This is a genomic window from Mesorhizobium sp. NFR06 (assembly GCF_900115245.1).
Classification (GTDB): domain Bacteria; phylum Pseudomonadota; class Alphaproteobacteria; order Rhizobiales; family Rhizobiaceae; genus Mesorhizobium.
The window spans coordinates 1-17,067 of sequence record NZ_FOVT01000017.1 but is presented as its reverse complement, the minus strand read 5'-3'; the positions used below and the strand labels follow the sequence as shown (position 1 = coordinate 17,067).

The 17,067-nt window shown below is 63.1% G+C and carries 17 protein-coding genes; 2 read left to right on the top strand and 15 right to left on the bottom strand.

What is annotated here, in order from left to right:
- Positions 1–55: 55 nt before the first annotated feature.
- The 13 genes from lpxB to F3H96_RS24520 form a co-directional block, all read right to left on the bottom strand.
- On the bottom strand, positions 56–1,240 hold the full coding sequence (lpxB, locus tag F3H96_RS24580) for a lipid-A-disaccharide synthase (protein ID WP_149804278.1): 1,185 nt from the start codon (positions 1,238–1,240) through the stop codon (positions 56–58).
- The gene (gene lpxI, locus F3H96_RS24575; protein WP_244620137.1) at positions 1,240–2,160 is read right to left on the bottom strand and encodes a UDP-2,3-diacylglucosamine diphosphatase LpxI; all 921 of its coding nucleotides are present in this window, start codon (positions 2,158–2,160) and stop codon (positions 1,240–1,242) included. The genes lpxB and lpxI overlap by 1 nt, the downstream gene beginning before the upstream one ends.
- On the bottom strand, positions 2,135–2,971 hold the full coding sequence (gene lpxA / locus F3H96_RS24570) for an acyl-ACP--UDP-N-acetylglucosamine O-acyltransferase (RefSeq protein ID WP_149804277.1): 837 nt from the start codon (positions 2,969–2,971) through the stop codon (positions 2,135–2,137). Before lpxA ends, lpxI begins: the two co-directional genes overlap by 26 nt.
- Before the next feature lie 15 nt (positions 2,972–2,986).
- Complete coding sequence (gene fabZ, locus F3H96_RS24565) at positions 2,987–3,448, bottom strand: 3-hydroxyacyl-ACP dehydratase FabZ (protein ID WP_149804276.1); 462 nt, start codon at positions 3,446–3,448, stop codon at positions 2,987–2,989.
- Positions 3,441–4,496, bottom strand: coding sequence for a UDP-3-O-(3-hydroxymyristoyl)glucosamine N-acyltransferase (lpxD, locus tag F3H96_RS24560; protein WP_149804275.1), 1,056 nt, complete (start codon positions 4,494–4,496; stop codon positions 3,441–3,443). Before lpxD ends, fabZ begins: the two co-directional genes overlap by 8 nt.
- A 77-nt stretch (positions 4,497–4,573) precedes the next feature.
- Positions 4,574–6,940 (bottom strand): outer membrane protein assembly factor BamA, encoded by a 2,367-nt coding sequence (bamA, locus tag F3H96_RS24555; RefSeq protein WP_149804274.1) that lies wholly within the window; start codon positions 6,938–6,940, stop codon positions 4,574–4,576.
- 217 nt (positions 6,941–7,157) lie between these two features.
- A complete protein-coding gene (gene rseP / locus F3H96_RS24550; RefSeq protein ID WP_149804273.1) occupies positions 7,158–8,300 on the bottom strand; it encodes an RIP metalloprotease RseP in 1,143 nt (380 codons plus the stop codon).
- A gap of 106 nt (positions 8,301–8,406) precedes the next feature.
- Positions 8,407–9,222, bottom strand: a complete 816-nt coding sequence (locus F3H96_RS24545) for a phosphatidate cytidylyltransferase (RefSeq protein WP_149804272.1) — start codon at positions 9,220–9,222, stop codon at positions 8,407–8,409.
- A gap of 12 nt (positions 9,223–9,234) precedes the next feature.
- Positions 9,235–9,954: an isoprenyl transferase gene (locus tag F3H96_RS24540; RefSeq protein ID WP_149804271.1), complete on the bottom strand. Its 720-nt coding sequence runs from the start codon at positions 9,952–9,954 to the stop codon at positions 9,235–9,237.
- A gap of 30 nt (positions 9,955–9,984) precedes the next feature.
- On the bottom strand, positions 9,985–10,539 hold the full coding sequence (frr, locus tag F3H96_RS24535; RefSeq protein ID WP_149804270.1) for a ribosome recycling factor: 555 nt from the start codon (positions 10,537–10,539) through the stop codon (positions 9,985–9,987).
- Positions 10,540–10,627: 88 nt separating this feature from the next.
- Positions 10,628–11,350, bottom strand: a complete 723-nt coding sequence (gene pyrH / locus F3H96_RS24530; protein WP_149804269.1) for a UMP kinase — start codon at positions 11,348–11,350, stop codon at positions 10,628–10,630.
- Between the two features lie 168 nt (positions 11,351–11,518).
- Positions 11,519–12,628, bottom strand: a complete 1,110-nt coding sequence (locus F3H96_RS24525; protein WP_149804268.1) for an aldo/keto reductase — start codon at positions 12,626–12,628, stop codon at positions 11,519–11,521.
- Between the two features lie 32 nt (positions 12,629–12,660).
- Positions 12,661–13,188, bottom strand: coding sequence for a nuclear transport factor 2 family protein (locus F3H96_RS24520; RefSeq protein ID WP_149804267.1), 528 nt, complete (start codon positions 13,186–13,188; stop codon positions 12,661–12,663).
- A gap of 115 nt (positions 13,189–13,303) precedes the next feature.
- Between F3H96_RS24520 and F3H96_RS24515 the strand changes: the two genes are divergently transcribed.
- Positions 13,304–14,230 (top strand): LysR family transcriptional regulator, encoded by a 927-nt coding sequence (locus F3H96_RS24515; RefSeq protein ID WP_149804266.1) that lies wholly within the window; start codon positions 13,304–13,306, stop codon positions 14,228–14,230.
- A 50-nt stretch (positions 14,231–14,280) separates the two neighbouring features.
- Here F3H96_RS24515 and tsf read toward each other — a convergent pair whose 3' ends face one another.
- A complete protein-coding gene (gene tsf, locus F3H96_RS24510; RefSeq protein WP_149804265.1) occupies positions 14,281–15,201 on the bottom strand; it encodes a translation elongation factor Ts in 921 nt (306 codons plus the stop codon).
- 119 nt (positions 15,202–15,320) lie between these two features.
- Entirely contained in the window at positions 15,321–16,100 is a 780-nt protein-coding gene (rpsB, locus tag F3H96_RS24505; protein WP_149804264.1) for a 30S ribosomal protein S2, read from the bottom strand.
- A gap of 284 nt (positions 16,101–16,384) precedes the next feature.
- On the opposite strand from rpsB, the gene F3H96_RS24500 reads away from it, so the two are divergent.
- Positions 16,385–17,067, top strand: a 683-nt coding sequence (locus F3H96_RS24500; protein WP_188131516.1) for a helix-turn-helix domain-containing protein, incomplete at its 3' end; no start/stop codon positions are given.

The window sequence follows — 17,067 nt, the reverse complement described above, 5'->3', positions numbered from 1 at the left end:
AGAGCCCTACTGCCTACTGCCTACTGCCTACTGCCTACTGCCTACTGCCTACCGCCTACTGCCTACTGCCTACTGCCTTCCTCATGCACCCCATCACCACCTCCGCGGCGATCTCGCCTGAAGGCCTTTCGGTGGCCATGCGCCGCGCCACTTCGGCAAATCCGTCCTTTTGCCAGGCGCGATAGGCGGTGTCGGCAAACAGCGCCTCCAGCTGCCGCGCCAGATAGTGCGGCCGCACATACTGGTTGTAGCTTTCCGGCACGACGGGCCGATCGGCGATGAGATTGGGCAAGGCGGCGCTCCACACCGTGATCAGACGCTGGACCATCAGCATGATCGGATCGAATTTGTAGCACGAGATCATTGGCACGCCCGAAAGCGCAAGCTCGAGCGACACGGTTCCCGATGCGATCAGCGCCGCATCGGCCTTGCCGAAGGCCTGCCATTTGCGCTCGGCATCGAGGATGATCTCCGGCTTTTCATCCCAGCGTGCAACCGAGGTTCTGACCAGTTCGGCGACAAGCGGCACGGTCGGCAAAAGCAGGCGCAAGCGGTGTCCACGCGCGCGCAGGGCCGACACCGTCTCGCCGAACGGAACGACAAGCCGGCTCACCTCGCCACGGCGCGAGCCCGGCAGCACAAGCAGGGTCTTGACACGATCATCGGTGAGGTCGCGCGGCTGGCTCTGCGTCTTGGCGGCGGCAAGCACGCCCGGATCCTGCGTCAGCCGGTGGCCGACATAAGTGCCGGGCGGTCCGCCAAGACGAGCAAGCGCCTTCACCTCGAACGGCAGGATGCACAGGATGTGGTCGATATAAGGCTTCATCGCCACCGCCCTGCCCGGCCGCCATGCCCACACGCTCGGGCAGACATAGTGAACGATAGGGATGGACGGGGCTGCGGCACGAACCTTTTTCGCTACACGCAGCGAGAAGTCGGGGCTGTCGATGGTAATGAGACAATCGGGCCGCTCGGCCGCGATCGTCGCCGCCGTCTGGCTGATACGACGCATCAGCCGCGGCAGGTCGCGCAGCACCGCGCTGAAGCCCATCAGTGCGATCTCGCTGCCATCGAAGAGCGGCGTCAGCCCCAGCTGCTGCAGGTGCCGGCCACCGATGCCGACGAGCTGAACCTTGCGGCCCGTCGAGCGCTCGAGCGCCCGCACGATGTCGGCGCCGAGCAGATCGCCGGATTCCTCGCCGGCGACGATCGCAAGCTTGAGCGGCTTGTCCGCGGCCATTAGCCGGCTCCCCCATTGGCCGGCTCGGCTGAGGGCAGGCCGACGATGAACAGGCCAAGCGCGTTCGCGCGCGCAATCGTGGCCGGACCCTCGAGGATCAGTGAACGGCCCGCCTCGACGGCTATTCCGGCCAAGCCTGCCGCATGCGCGGCCTCGATCGTTTGCGGGCCAATGGAGGGCAAGTCGGCCCGTAGTTCTTGGCCCGGCTTGGCGCATTTGACCAGCACGCCGCGCGCTTTGCCAGCCAGCCTGCCGTGGCCACGCAATTCCCGCGTTCTGTCGAGCAGGCCGGCTGTGCCTTCGATGCCCTCAAGCGCGACGGCCCGGCCTCCGATCGCAACCGCTGCCTGGCCGATATCGAGCGCGCCGATGGCCCTGGCCGCCGTGCGGGCGGCCTGGATGTCGCGCCAGTCGGATTGATTTGGCCGGGTCGCCGTCAGAGGACCTTCGCCGGCTGTCAGTTCCGGAACGATTTCGTGCGCGCCGACGACCTTGATGCCCCGCGATTCGAGGCCCCGCGTCAACACCTTCAGCAGGCCATCGTCACCGCGTCGCAATGCTCTGACCACCGAGGGAAGTATCGCCAGCAGGCCAAGGGTGGGCCTTATCTTGCTTAGCCGCGGCCTGCGCTTGATCTCGCCGGCCAGGACCAGATGCGTGATGCCCTGGCGCCTCAGCAATGGAAGCAGCAGGCCGATATCTTCCAGCGCGAGTTTCTGCCGATCGTAGGCCGCGAAGTCAGCCTCGCGGTCGACCTCACCCGCAGCGATGATGATGAAGGGCACAAAACCATGCTTGACCAGGCCCTCGGCGACCTCGACGGGCAAGCTGCCGCCACCGGCGACAATGCCGACCTTCGAGCCCGGCGCGAGTTGGAACCCTGATGCGGCGCGCTCAGACCTCGTCATCGCTGCTGTCATCGGCGCCGCCGCCCTTCAGCGGCGGGACCGCATAGTGCCGCTTGCCGCGACCCGATATGAAATCGATCATCTTCATAGCGGCCGGCGACGAGGAGAACTCGGCCTTCGCAAGTTCGACATTCTCGCCCACCGTGCGAGAACGGTCAAAAATCGCCCGGTAAACCTTGCGCAGCAGGTAGATTTCGGCACGCGGCAAACCGGAGCGCTTGAGACCAACGATGTTGAGGCCGCGCAGCTTGGCACGATTGCCGGCGGCAATGGCGTAGGGAATGACATCGCCAACGACCGCCGAGCAGCCGCCGACGAAGGCGTTGTCGCCCACGCGCACGAATTGATGAACGGCGGTCAGGCCGCCGATATAGACATTGTCGCCTATCTCACAATGGCCGCCGAGCGTCGCGCCGTTGGCGAAGGTGGCGTTTTTGCCGACGACGCAATCATGGGCGATGTGGGCGTAGGCGAGGAAATTGCCGTTGTCGCCGACAGTCGTCTCACCACGGCTGGAATCCGTGCCGACATGCATGGTTACGCCTTCGCGCAGGGTGCAGTTCTCGCCGATGACCAGGGTGGTGCGCCCGCCCTTGTGCTTAGTATTCTGCGGCGGCGCGCCAAGCGTCGCCATCGGATAGACCTTGGTCCCGGCCCCGATCGTCGTTGCGCCCATCACCGCCACATGGCTGACCAACTCGACGCGGTCGCCGATGATCGCGTCGGCGCTGATATGGCAGAAGGGTCCGATGCGGACGCCTTGCCCGAGCCTGGCTCCTTCTTCGACGACCGAGGAAGGATGGATGGATGTCTCTAATTTCATGAGCATTTCGAACCGTCAGCCGGTGACCATCATGGCCGAAACCTCGGCTTCGGCGGCCTTCGCGCCGTCAACCATCGCCTCACAGGCGAATTTCAGCAGGTTGCCGCGCTTCTTGATCTTTTTGACATGGATCCTGAGCTGGTCGCCAGGAACCACCGGTTTGCGGAATTTCGCGTTGTCGATGGTCATGAAATACACCAGCGACGGCTTTTCCGTGTTGAGGCAGCGAATGCAGATCGCGCCGGCAGTCTGAGCCATGGCCTCGATGATGAGCACGCCAGGCATGACCGGCTGCTGCGGAAAATGGCCCTGGAAATGGGGCTCGTTGATGGTCACATTCTTGATGCCGACAGCGGATTCGTCGCCGTCGATGTCGACGATCCGATCGATCAGCAGGAACGGATAGCGGTGCGGCAGGAGCTTCATCAGCCCCATGATGTCGACCGCATCGAGTGTCGTTGCCACCATGTCAGCCATTCCCGTCGCCTTGCTTGCGCGTCCTGGCCATCTTGCGAAGCATCGCTATCTCACGCATGGCTTCCGCCATGGGCTGTGCCGGATAGCCTCCCCAGATCTCGCCTGCCGGCACGTTATTCATGAATCCACTTCTCGCAGCTAGCTTGGCGCCCGGCCCGATGGTCAAATGGTCGGCAAGGCCGACACCGCCGCCCATGGTGACGTTGTCGCCGACGACGACGGAACCGGAAATACCCGAAAGTCCGGCTATAATGCAATTGCGGCCGATGCGAACATTGTGGGCGATCTGCACCAGATTGTCGATCTTGGTGCCTTGGCCGATGATGGTATCGGACATCGCGCCGCGGTCGACAGTTGAATTGGAACCGATCTCGACATCGTCCTGGATGATGACGCGGCCGATCTGCGGCACGCGTTCGGGTCCCTTGGCGCCGCCTACGAAGCCGAAACCGTCCTGGCCGATCCTTGCGCCGCCATGGATGATGACGCGATTGCCGACAAGCGCATACTGGATGCTGGCGCCGGGACCTATGAAGCCTTCGCGTCCGACCTGGCAGGAACGGCCAATGACGGCGTGAGGCGCAATGACCGTGCCGCTGCCAATGGATACGCCGGGACCGATCACGGCACCCGCCTCGATGATCGCCCCTTCCTCGACATGCGCGGTCGGATCGACAAACGCATGCGCCGAGATGCCGGTTTCGCCGGTCATCGGTCCAGGCGTTGCAGCCTGCGGAAACAATAGGCGGCCGACCATCGCGAACGCTTGTTGCGGACGTGGATGCATGAGCACCGCGATGCCCGGCGGCGCCTTGCCGGCGAAATCGGCGGGGCACAGCACCGCGGCCGCCCTCAGCGACGGCATCAGAGCGAAATTGCGCTTGCCGTCGACAAAGACCAGCGCGCCATCGCCGCCTTCGCTGGCGGGAGCCAGCGCCTCGATGGCAATCTCGGCCTGGGCGGCATCGAGCAGGCTGGCGCCGGTCAGATTCGCGACCTCGCCAGCCGTATACCGGCGTGAAGGCGCGAAGAACACCGGATCGGTCATTCCAGAAGCAATATCCAGCTGGGTCGGATCAGTCTAGTCCGGGCCATCAGCGGCCCGGAACCATCGCAACCACAAAATTAGAATCGGGTCGCTATACCGAAGTTGAATTCCTGCACGTCGTCGGTCGACTCTTTCTTGACCGGAATCGCGTAATCGATGCGGATCGGGCCGAAAGGCGAAGCCCACATCAGGCCGACACCGACCGAAGCGCGCAGCTTCATGCCGGTAGAGTCTGGATTGACGTCGGCAAGCTTGTTGCCATAGAGCGTCGCCGCATCAGCAAACACCGCGCCGCGCAACCCGAAGCTTTCCGGAATGACCGGCAAGGGGAATTGGGCCTCGGCAGAGGCGTTGAAGTAAGTGGTGCCGCCAAGGTGGTCGCCGCTAGCGTCGTTGGCGATCGGGCCGATGCCGCCATATTCGAAACCGCGGATCATGCGATTGTTGCTCTGGAAATAGTCGAAAATACGCAGATCGCTGCTGCCGTAGCCCGCCAAATAGCCGGCACCGCCAGAAACAAGTCCGACCAGATCGAGCTGCTCAGATAGGGTCTGATACACGCTCGCACGCCCGGTCACCTTCACCCATTTGGCATCGCCGCCGAGACCGGCAAACTCCGTCGTGCCGGTAATGTAGAGACCCTCATGCGGGTTCTTCATGTCGTCGATCGTATTGTAAACCAGCCCGAGGCTGACCGAAGACTTGACCCACGGACTCTCGGCAATGCCATTCAATATCGCAGTAGAAATGGTGCACTTTGACGGATCGTAGGCGCCACCGGCATCCACGCACCCGTCCGCGATCGAATATTTCTCTTGCGAGATGTTGTACGCAAGTTGCGTCGAAATGCTGTCGGTGATCGGCAGGCCGAAGCGAACGGTCGCGCCGGTGACGTCGCTGTCATAGTGGGTATATTCGCGGGTCGACTTGTAGATGTCGAAGCCTGCCGCGATGCGCCGGCCAAGGAAATACGGCTCGGTGAAGGAGACGCTGTAATCGCGCGAATTCTTGCCGCCGCCGGCCGATAGCTTGATGTACTGGCCACGGCCGAGGAAGTTGCGTTCGGTGACGGAACCCTCGACGGAGGGGCCGGGCGTGTCGCCGCCGGTCGAATAGCCGGCGCCGATCGAGAACTCGCCGGTCGACTTCTCGACCACGGTGACCACGAGCACGACCTGGTCAGGGGCCGAGCCCGGCACCGTCGAGATGTCGACCGACTGAAAGTAATCAAGGTTTTCCAGCCGCTTCTTCGCGCGCTGGATGAGGACCTGGTTGAAGGCATCACCTTCGCTGACATCGAATTCACGCCGGATGACATAGTCGCGCGTGCGGTCGTTGCCGCGGATTTCGATGCGCTCGATATAGGCCTTGGTGCCCTGGTCGATGGTGTAGACGACCGAAATGGTGTGGTTCTCGAAATTACGGTCGCCACGCGGCGTCACCTGGGCGAAAGCATAGCCCGAGCCAGCGACCTTCTCGGTCAAGGCGATGATCGAATCCTCAACGTCCTTGGCGTTGTAGACATCGCCCTTGTGGGTTTCGACCACCGATTCCAGCGACTTCGAGTCGACTTCCGCGATGGTGCTTTCCACACTGACGTCGCCGAACGTGTAGCGGTCGCCTTCCTGCACGGTGATGGTGACCGTGTATTTGTTGGTGGTGTCGTCGAGCTCGCCGACTGCCGACACGACCTGAAAATCGGCATAGCCGTGATTGTAGTAGAAGCGGCGCAGCAGCTCCTGGTCGGCGCGCAGCTTGTCCTCGTCATAGACGTCGTCGCGCAGCACGAAGGACAGCCACGACGAGCGCTTGGTGTTGATGACGTCCGACAGGCGGCGGCTGGAATAGGCGTGGTTGCCGACGAAATTGATCGCTGCGATCTGGGTGCGGCCGCCTTCGTTGATGTTGAAGACGACATTCACGCGGTTGTCGCCCAGGTCCATGATCTGGGTGGTCACGGCGGCGTCGTCGCGGCCGATGCGCTTGTAGGCCGTCTTGATCGCCTCGACATCGGCGTCCAGCGCCTGCTGCGAGAATGTCGCGCGCGGCTTCAGCTGGATCCCGGCCTGAAGCGCATTGTCCTTGATCTTCTTGTTGCCCTGAAACAGGACCTGGTTGACGACCTTGTATTCGGAAACCTTGACCACCAGGGTCGAACCGACCTGGTTGATCTGGACGTCGGAGAACAGCCCGGTGCCGAACAGCGCCTTGACGGCATCGTCGACATCGGAGCTGGAGAAGGGCTTGCCCGGCTTGATCGAGATGTAATTGCGGATGGTCTCGGCATCGACGCGCTGGTTGCCGCTGACCTCGACGCGGGAAATCACCGCGGCCTCGGCCACGGACGTGGCAGCTAACTGCACTGCGAGCGCGCCTGGCACGACCAGAGCGGCGGACAAAGCCGCCGCGGAAGCGGCGCTCAGAAACTTGGATGCTGCCTTCATCGGGCTTTTGTACCTTTTTCTCGTAGTCCCCACGGCGAGAAAACCGGACGTGCGGTATTTCCCGTACCGTATTAACCGGATTTTCCCTACACGCAAGGCTCCCGGTTAATTTGTATTTACTTAACCGTACCGCGTGGCTTTCGCGTCACGCATATCCCCACGCATGGTAAACGGCATCTCAATGCGACCGGGGCTGAAGCCAAATTTCTTCATGATTTCAGCACCCAAACAGATCATTCCAAAAAACGAAAGCCATGAAGGCGAGCACCAGGAACAATCCGGTCCGATAGGCCATCTCCATCGTCCGCTCCGAAACGGGCCGCCTTATGATGGCCTCCACGCCGTAGAACAACAGGTGGCCGCCGTCGAGGGGGGGAATCGGCAGGAGATTGAGAAATCCTATTCCGACTGACAGAAATGCAACAAGCTGCACCAGCCACTCGAAGCCGAGCTTCGCTGCCTGACCCGACATTTTGGCGATCTTGATCGGGCCGCCCAGCGCGCATTTGTCCTCGCGTCCGAGCGCAAAGCGCTGCAGGAATTGGCCCGTGCGCTGGATCACGTGCCCGGTTTCCTCGACCGCCGCCGCCACCGCGCCGGCCGGCGTATAGGAGATCAGGCGTGGTTGGCCGAGTTCGGCGTTGTTGACGACGCCGATAACCGCGACCTTGACCTTGTTGCCCAGCGCATCCTGCTGCTCCATTGGCTCCGGCGTCGCCGTAACATCGATCTCCTTGCCGTCGCGCAGCATGGTGAAGGTGATGGCGTCGCCTGCCCGGCCTGAAACCAGCCGCTGCACGTCGGCGAAAGTCTCCACTTTGCTGCCGTCGACTTTGACGAATCGGTCGCCCGGCTGGATTCCGGCTTTTTCGGCCGGGCTGCCTGCGGTGACCTGAGCCACCGTCGGCTCCAGGACCGGACGCCCGTAGAGGGAAAACAGCACCGCAAACACGGCAATCGTCAGCAGGAAATTGAACAGCGGTCCCGCAACGACCGTCGCGGCGCGCTTCCAGATCGGCTGCGTGTGAAAGGCGACCTCGCGTTCGGCTTCGGTGAGCGATTCGATCTCTTCGGTACCCGGCGGGCTCGACCTCGCATTCATGTCGCCGACGAATTTGACGTAACCGCCAAGTGGAATGGCGCAAAGCTTCCAGCGCGTGCCGCGACGATCGTTAAAGCCGAACAGCTCGGGGCCGAAACCGATGGAAAAGGCCTTCACGCCGATCCCGCACCAGCGACCGATGAGATAGTGGCCCATCTCGTGGACGAACACGACCACGGTCAGCACGAACAGAAACGGCACGAGCGTGCCAAGGACGAAGCCCTGTGTACTGAAGACCGAATGAAAGATGTCGTTCAAGTCATGACCTCAAATTCGCCGGCAGGCGCGACACTCCGCCGCGACTGTGGCATCAATCCGGGCGAATCCGTGGCTCGTGCCGTTTTTCGCCTTACCGCAACGTCGTTCAGTTCGGAAATAGCCCCAGTGCCGGATGCTCGGCGCCCGCCGCGATCCAGCCGATGACGTACAGCGCGAACGCGGCCGCGACAAGCCCGTCCACTCTATCCATGACTCCGCCATGGCCGGGAATGAGATTGCTGGAATCCTTGGCACCTTGCCGGCGCTTGACCCAGGATTCGAACAGGTCGCCGATCTGCGAGACGATCGAGAGCGCCAGTGCGACGAGGCCAAGCTGGACGAGATTGCCCGCGCCGGCCGCGATTGCGAGCAAAAGTCCGGCGACGACGCCGCCGGCGCCGCCGCCCAGCGCGCCGCTCTGTGTCTTGCCGGGTGAGATCGATGGAGCAAGCTTCGGGCCGCCGACCGTACGGCCGACGAAATAGGCCGCTATGTCGGTTGCCCAAACCACGGCGAACAGGAACAGAATCGCAATCAGCCCGGATCGGCTGTCGTCGCGCAGATAAGCGAGCGAAAAGCCGGAAAGGGTTGCGTAGCCCAGCCCGGAGGCTTCCCACAACGCAGCCCCCCTGATGCGAGCACCGATGGCAGCGACCGCCACGAGGATCGCGGCAACAAGCAGCAGCCACAGAGCCGGCAGGCCGGCAATCAGCGCGACGATGAAGATCAGCATCAGCGCTTCCGGCAGGAAGCCGAGCGCCGCGCCGTTAACAGGGCGCGACATGCGCGTCCATTCATAGAAGATCAGCGCCGCTATTCCCGCGCCGAACAGCCGGAACGGCAGCCCTCCGAGCCAGGTGAGCGTAAGGGTCAGCGCCGCCATCACGATTGCCGAGATGACGCGCTGCTGGAGATTGCTCATTCGCGGCGGCGCCTAGAGCGCGACGTCGCGGGCGGCAAGCCCGCCGAAGCGTCGTTCCCGGCCGGCAAAGTCGCGCAAGGCATCGGCCAGATGCTCGCGGCTGAAGTCCGGCCAATAGCAAGGCAGGAAGACAAGCTCGCTATAGGCGGCTTGCCAGAGAAGGAAGTTCGACAGCCTGAGCTCGCCGCTGGTCCGGATCACCAGTTCGGGATCGGGAATACCATGGGTATCGAGCGAAGCGGCAAAGCTTTCCGCCGTGATCGCGTCGCTGGCCATGTCGCCGCGCGCAACGGCATCCGCCAGCTTGCGCGCGGTGCGCACGATCTCGTCACGGCCGCCATAGTTGAAGGCGATGACCAGCGTCAGCGCTTCGTTGCCGGCGGTCAGCGATTCGGCCTCCTGCAGCAGGCCCCTGATGTCAGACTGCAACCCCTGCTTGTCGCCGATCACCCTCACCCGCACGCCGTTCTGATGCAGTTCGGCAAGATCGCGGCGGATGAACAGCTTCAACAGACCCATAAGGTCGCTGACCTCGGATTTCGGCCGCGACCAGTTCTCTGAGGAGAAGGCGTAGACCGTCAGATAGGAGATGCCGAGTTCAGGCGCCGCACGCACGGTCTTGCGCAAGGCCTCGACGCCGGCGCGGTGGCCGGCAAGGCGCGGCAGGCCCCTCGCCTTGGCCCAGCGTCCGTTTCCGTCCATGATGATCGCGACATGCGCGGGCGTTGCCATTGTCTCGCTTTCGGGCCGGAACACCCGACCCTAAACCTGCATGATTTCAGCTTCCTTATCGGAAAGCAGGTGGTCGATGGTGCTGATCATCTCGTCGGTCAGCTTTTGAACCTGGTCGGACCGCTTGCGCTGATCGTCCTCGCTGATGGTGCCGTCTTTCTCGGCCTTCTTGAGGAAATCCATGCCGTCGCGGCGGACATGGCGCACCGCGACGCGGGCGTTCTCGGCATAACCATGCGAGATCTTGACCAGTTCCTTGCGCCGCTGCTCGTTGAGTTCGGGCAGCGGAATCCTCAAATTGGTGCCGTCGACGATCGGATTGAAGCCGAGATTGGCTTCGCGGATGGCGCGGTCGACGGCGCTGACCATCGACTTGTCCCAGACCGAGACCGAAATCATGCGCGGCTCCGGCACCGTCACATTGGCCACCTGGTTGATCGGCATCGCCGTGCCGTAAGCCTGCACCTGGACGGCGTCGAGCAGGTTGCTGGAGGCCCGGCCGGTGCGCAGCGAAGCCAGATCGTGCTTGAAGGCGGCGATCGCCCCGTCCATGCGTCGCTTCAGGTCTTCGTACTCGCCACTCATGATCATCTCCTCGACCCGTTCGCCGGGTTCACTGCTTGTCTTGGTCGCATCCGAGGTTCCGCAGTCGTTTAACGGATCGCGGCCCCGATCATTTGTCGGCGACGACCGTGCAATGGCCGCCGCCCCTCAGAATGTCGCCGAAACCACCTTTCTCGTGGATCGAATAGACGATTATCGGAATGTTGTTTTCGCGCGCAAGTGCAATCGCGGCCGTATCCATGATCGCAAGCCCGCGTTTGATGACTTCCGCGTGGCTGATACGGTCGAAGCGGACCGCGTTCGGGTCCTTCTTGGGATCGGCTGAATAGACCCCGTCGACCTGCGTGCCCTTGAACAGCGCGTCGGCGCCGATCTCGGCGGCGCGAAGGGCGGCGGCCGAATCGGTGGTGAAGAACGGATTGCCGGTGCCGCCCGCGAAGATGACCACCTTGCCCTGGTTCATATAGGCGGTCGCCTGGCGCTGGGAGAAGCTCTCGCAGAGTTCCGGCATGGCAATCGCGGAAAGCACGACGGCGTCGACCCCGATCTTGTTCAGCGAGGTGCGCAGCGCCAGCGAGTTGATGACGGTGGCAAGCATGCCCATGTGATCGCCGGTGACGCGGTCGCCGCCCTTCGAAGCCACCGCCACGCCACGAAAAATATTGCCGCCGCCGATGACGACGCCGACTTCGACACCCAGCGCGCGCGCCTCGGCGATGTCGGCGGCAATGCGGTCGACCACCGAGACATCGATGCCGAAATGCTGCTCGCCCATCAACGCTTCGCCGGAAGCCTTCAGCACGACACGTCGATAGAGGGGCTTTTCCGTCATCTGGATCCTCGAATATCTCGGCGCGGCAATTTTGGAGGCAAAACCGCCCCCGCTTCACCCGGCGATGCTGTCATGACGGGTTGACCCGATACACGAAGGGCGCGGCGATGTCACGCCGCGCCCTCGTGCAAAATTCCAGGCTTTTTCGGTCAGTTGCCGCCTTTTTCATCAGTTGCTTGAGATGCTCACCGCCTCGCCTTCGATCATGACCGGAGGCGAATAACCAGCCGGCTTGTCGCCGGTCACGGCGCCGCCGGTTACCCGGACTTGGATCTCGGAGCCGAAATAGGAATGCGGGAACGGCGCCGGCGTGGCGCTGACCTTTTCCAGGCGCTTGCGAAGCTCGCCGGGGATCGAAAAGTCAAGCGCGGCGAGATTATCCTGCAACTGCGCGAGCTTCGTCGCTCCAAGGATTACGGAAGCGACGCCGGGCTGCGTCGCCACCCAGTTGAGCGCGATCTGAGCCATGCTGCGGCCGAGCTCGGCGGCCACCTTCTCGAGTTCCGCCACGATCGCCCAATTACGGTCGCTGAACTTCTGGAAACCGGGATGCGTGGTGTTGCGGAAACCGTCAAGCCTCCCGGCGTTTCCTGCCTGCGTCGGCTTGTATTTGCCGCTCAGCAGGCCGCTGGCCAACGGGCTCCACACCATGATGCCGGCGCCATGACGCGTGGCGAACGGCACGTATTCATGCTCGATGGCGCGCTCCGCAAGCGAATATTCAAGTTGCAGCGCCGAGACCGGCTCATAGCCGCGCAGTTCGGCAATCGCCTGGGCGCGGCTGGCATACCAGGCCGGCACGTCGGAAAGGCCGATATGGCGCACCTTGCCGGCGCGAACGAGGTCGTCCAACGTGCGCAGCACCTCCTCGGCCGGGGTGATCCGGTCCCAGACGTGTAGCAGGTAAAGGTCGATATAGTCGGTGCCGAGCCGCTTCAGCGAGGCGTCCACCGCACGCATGATGTTCTTGCGACCATTGCCGCCGGCATTCGGATTGCCAGCCTCTGAGTTGAAGGTGAATTTGGTGGCGATCACCGCCTTGTCGCGCAGGCCGCGCTCGGCGACGAACTCGCCCAGCCAGGTCTCGGCGGTGCCGCCGGTGTAGAGGTCCGCGGTGTCGAAGAAGTTGCCGCCCGCTTCGACATAGGCGTCGAACATCGCACGGGCGGTGTCCCTGTTCGCGCCCCAGCCCCATTCGGTGCCGAAAGTCATGGTACCGAGCGCCAGCCGGCTGACGCGCAGACCGCTGTTGCCAAGCGTGTAATAGCTCATGGTCATGATATTGTCCTTTCCGATCCGATTGTTGCCATTTACTGCCCGGGGGTCGCCTTGACCCAGGGATTGCCGCGCTCGTGCGTCATGCGGAAAGTGAAGCCGTCGACCTTCCATCCCGCGCCGGAGCGCGTCAGGTGATGCTCATAGGTTCCCCAGACCTCCCAGAGCGGATCGCCATTGCCTTCCATCCGGTTCCAGGCATAGCCGTTGGAACGAACGGTCGCGGCGTCGGCCTGGAGTTCGACCTGATGGTTGGTGCGCAGATGCAGGCTGGTCTTGCTGCCCTTGAGGTTGCCCGCCCAGGCGCCGATCAGATCGTCGGAAGCAATGTTGGCCGCGGGCTGCCCGGACAGGCTGCTGAAATCGGCAGTGACGCGGTCGGCGAAATAGCTGCGCGCCAGCTTCCAGTCCTGCGCGTCCACCGCGCGGTCGATGGCGTCGGCGATTCGGATGACGGCGCGCTCGTCGGCAAGGGCCTGCCAGCCGGCCGGTTCGGCACCGCCGGCATCGATCGGCGCCAGCGCCACGCCTGCGGCAAGAGTTGCATGTCTCAACGCGTTCATATCGCTTCTCCTCGAGCATCAGCCCGCCGCCGATGTGTTGAGGACAGATATGAGCATGTGTGCGAACATCGATAAGATTGCATTGTTTGAAAAGACTATGCGATATGGCTCATGAATGGATCGCGATCTGCTCACTCATCTGCCCGTCATCGTCGCCGTGGCGCGGCGCGGCGGCTTCGCGCTCGCCGCGGCGGAGCTCGGCATGAGCCCGTCGGCGGTCAGCCATGCGGTGCGGCTGGTGGAAGAGCGCATCGGCCAGCCCCTCTTCGCCCGCACGACGCGCAGCGTTTCCCTAACGGAAGCCGGCAAGGCGCTGGTGGACACGGCGGCCCCAGCCCTGCAGGACATCGCCGAGCGGATGGACCGCATCCGCGGTGTGAAGGGAAGGCCGGCCGGCCTGCTCAGGATCAACGCCTCCAACATAGCGATCCCCCTGGCGGTGACGCCAGTGGTCGCGGCCATGGCCGAACGCTATCCCGATGTGACGGTCGAGATCGTTGCCGACCAGGGACTTATCGATATCGTCGGCGAAGGTTTTGACGCCGGGGTCAGGCTCGGCGAAATGATCGCGCAGGACATGATAACGGTGCGGCTGACGCCGCCGTTCAAGGCCGTGATCGTCGCCTCGCCCGCCTATATCGGAAAGCGCGGCCGTCCGCGCGACGTGGCCGATCTCGCCAACCACAACTGTATCGGCTACCGGCTGGTTCGTTCCGGCGCTTTGTATCGCTGGGACCTGACCGAGAATGGCAAGGACGTCTTCGTCGAGACGCGCGGCACGGCTATCGTTACGGATTCGCTCGCTGCCATTGATCTTGCGCTGGCCGGCGTCGGCCTCGCCTATGTGTTCGAGCCGCTGGTGCGCTCCGACCTGGCCGCCGGCCGCCTCACCCAAGTCCTGCCGCAGACGGCGATCGAGGAGCCCGGCCTCTTCCTTTATTTCCCGCGCCGCGCGTCGATGGCGCCGAAGCTCCGCGCCTTCATCGATAGCGCACAAGAAATCGGCCGGGCATCCATGCGGACACCCGACCGAGTCGCCTGAGCTCTTATGCTCTCATTTCAGGGAACGCGGCGCGTTCCCTTGGATCAGAGCTATTTCTTGACCGCGGCCGCGACTTCCGCCGCGAAGTCGGTCGTTTCCTTCTCGATACCTTCGCCGAGCGCGAAGCGCAGGTAAGCGGTGATCTTGGCCGGAGCGCCGATCTCCTTCTCGGCATCCTTCAGCGCCTTCTCGACGGTGACGTCGGGATTGAGCACGAAAGCCTGCTTCAAAAGCACGACCTCTTCATAGAACTTGCGCAGGCGGCCCTCGACCATCTTCTCGATGATCGCTTCCGGCTTGCCGGACTGGCGCGCCTGATCGGAGAAGATCGCCTTCTCGCGTTCGACCAGCGCCGGATCCACCTCCTCGGCGGTCAGCGCGACCGGGTTGCTGGCCGCGACATGCATCGCAACCTGGCGGGCAAAGGCGTTGGCGGCATGCTCGTTGCCGGTGGTCTCGATCGCAACCAGCACGCCGAGCTTGCCGAGGCCATCGGCAACGGCATTGTGGACATAGGTCGCCACCGCGCCATGCGGCACGGCAAGCTTGGCCGAACGGCGGAAATTGATGTTCTCACCGATGGTGCCGACCGCGTCCTTGATGGTCTCGGTAACCGACTTGTCGGAGCCCGGATACTTGGCGGCAGCGACCGCTTCCGTCGCGCCATAGGCAAGCGCGACCTTCGCGACGTTGCGGACCAGTTCCTGGAACTGCTCGTTGCGGGCGACGAAATCGGTCTCGGAGTTGACTTCGACAATGGCGGCCTCACGCACGCCGGCATCGACACCGATCAGGCCTTCGGCGGCAGTGCGCCCGGCCTTCTTGTCGGCCTTGGAAATGCCCTTCTTGCGCAGCCAGTCGACGGCCGCCTCCATGTCGCCGTTGGTCTCGTTCAACGCCGCCTTGCAGTCCATCATGCCCGCGCCGGTCAAGTCGCGGAGTTCTTTGACCTGTGCAGCCGAAATGCTCATTGTCGCCTCTTTGGTTCAAATGCGCCGACGCACCATCGGTGCTCGATGATGCGCCCGGCAGAAGCGCTGTAGCGCGCCAATTTATTGGAATGATGAAGGCCGGAACCGGCCTTCGCTTATCAAGCTTCCGGGGTCTGCGCGGCCGGAGTGTCGAGCGCCGGCTCGACCGGAGCCTCGGCCGAAGCGCCGATATCGACGCCGAGCGCGCCCTGCTGGCGGGCGATGCCGTCGATTGCCGCCTTGGCGATCAGATCGCAATAGAGCTGGATGGCGCGGGCCGCGTCATCATTGCCGGGGATCGGGAAGTCGATCTTGTCCGGGTCGCAGTTCGAATCGATGATGGCCACGACCGGAATGCCGAGGCGCTTGGCCTCGAGGATCGCGATCGCTTCCTTGTTGGTGTCGATGACGAACATCAGGTCCGGCGTCGAGCCCATGTCCTTGATACCGCCCAGCGCCTTGTTGAGCTTCTCGCGCTCGCGATCGAGGTTGAGGCGCTCCTTCTTGGTCAGGCCCTGCGCCTCGCCGGCGAGCGTCTCGTCGAGCTTGCGCAGGCGCTGGATCGAATTCGAGATCGTCTTCCAGTTGGTCAGCATGCCGCCGAGCCAACGCGAATTGACGTAGTACTGGGCCGAGCGCTGTGCGGCGTCGGCGACGATGTCGGACGCCTGGCGCTTGGTGCCGACGAACAGCACGCGGCCGCCCTTGGCGACGGTGTCGGACACCTGCTTCAGCGCCTGGTGCAGCAACGGCACCGTCTGCGACAGGTCGATGATGTGGATGTTGTTGCGGGCGCCATAGATGTAGGGCGCCATTTTCGGGTTCCAGCGGTGGGTCTGGTGGCCGAAGTGAACACCAGCTTCCAAAAGCTGGCGCATGCTGTAATCAGGCAGAGCCATTCTTTAGTTCCTTTCCGGTTGGCCTCCACGGACACAGGCATTTCGGACGGAATGTCCTGATGCCACCGGAGGTTTCAGCCGGATTTCTCCCGGGCAGACACCAAAGTCCGTGTGTGGAATGAGCGCGCATATAGAGGGGAAGTCTCATAAACGCAAGCGGGGCGCCGGAAAACTGTCGTAAGCAGATGAGTTGTCCGGATTAGGTAGCACGTGAGTTGTCCGGTTTTATTGCCAGCCCATGGAGGCTGGGGATGAGACGGACAGCATGGCTACAGGGCCGGAGAATGCAGAAGTTTCGGGACGTACTTAGCCGCTGGAATGGCGGCGATCTTTCGATGATGGAGGCAGGCGAGTTGCTGGGCATGTCGGAGCGGCAATTTCGCCGCTACCGTGACCGTTACGAAGAGGCTGGGGAAGCAGGGTTGCTCGACCGGCGTTTGGGCAAGATTTCGACGCGTCGGGTGCCTGCGGAAGCGATCGAGGAGATGCTTGAGCTTTATCGTCATCGCTACCTTGGCTGGAATGTGAAGCATTTCCACGAGCACCTGCTACGCGATCATCATTTCAGCTGGGGCTACACCTTCATCAAGACGCAGTTGCACGCGGCCGGGCTTGTCGAGCGGGCCAAGCGGCGCGGGGCGCACCGGCGCAAGCGCGAGAGAAAGCCGTGCGAAGGAATGATGCTGCACCAGGACGGCAGCCGGCACGAATGGCTGGTGGGCCAACCGATGCTGGACCTGATCGTGACGATGGACGACGCCACGAGCACGCTCTATTCGGCCTTCCTGACTGCCGAGGAAGGCACGGCGTCGAGCTTTCAGGGACTTCTGGAGACCTTCGTCGCCAAGGGATTGCCATCGAGCCTCTACACCGATCGCGGCAGCCACTATTTCGTGACGCTCAAGGCCGGCGAGGCGGTCGACAAGAGCCGACTGACGCAGGTCGGGCGGGCGCTGCGGCATCTGGG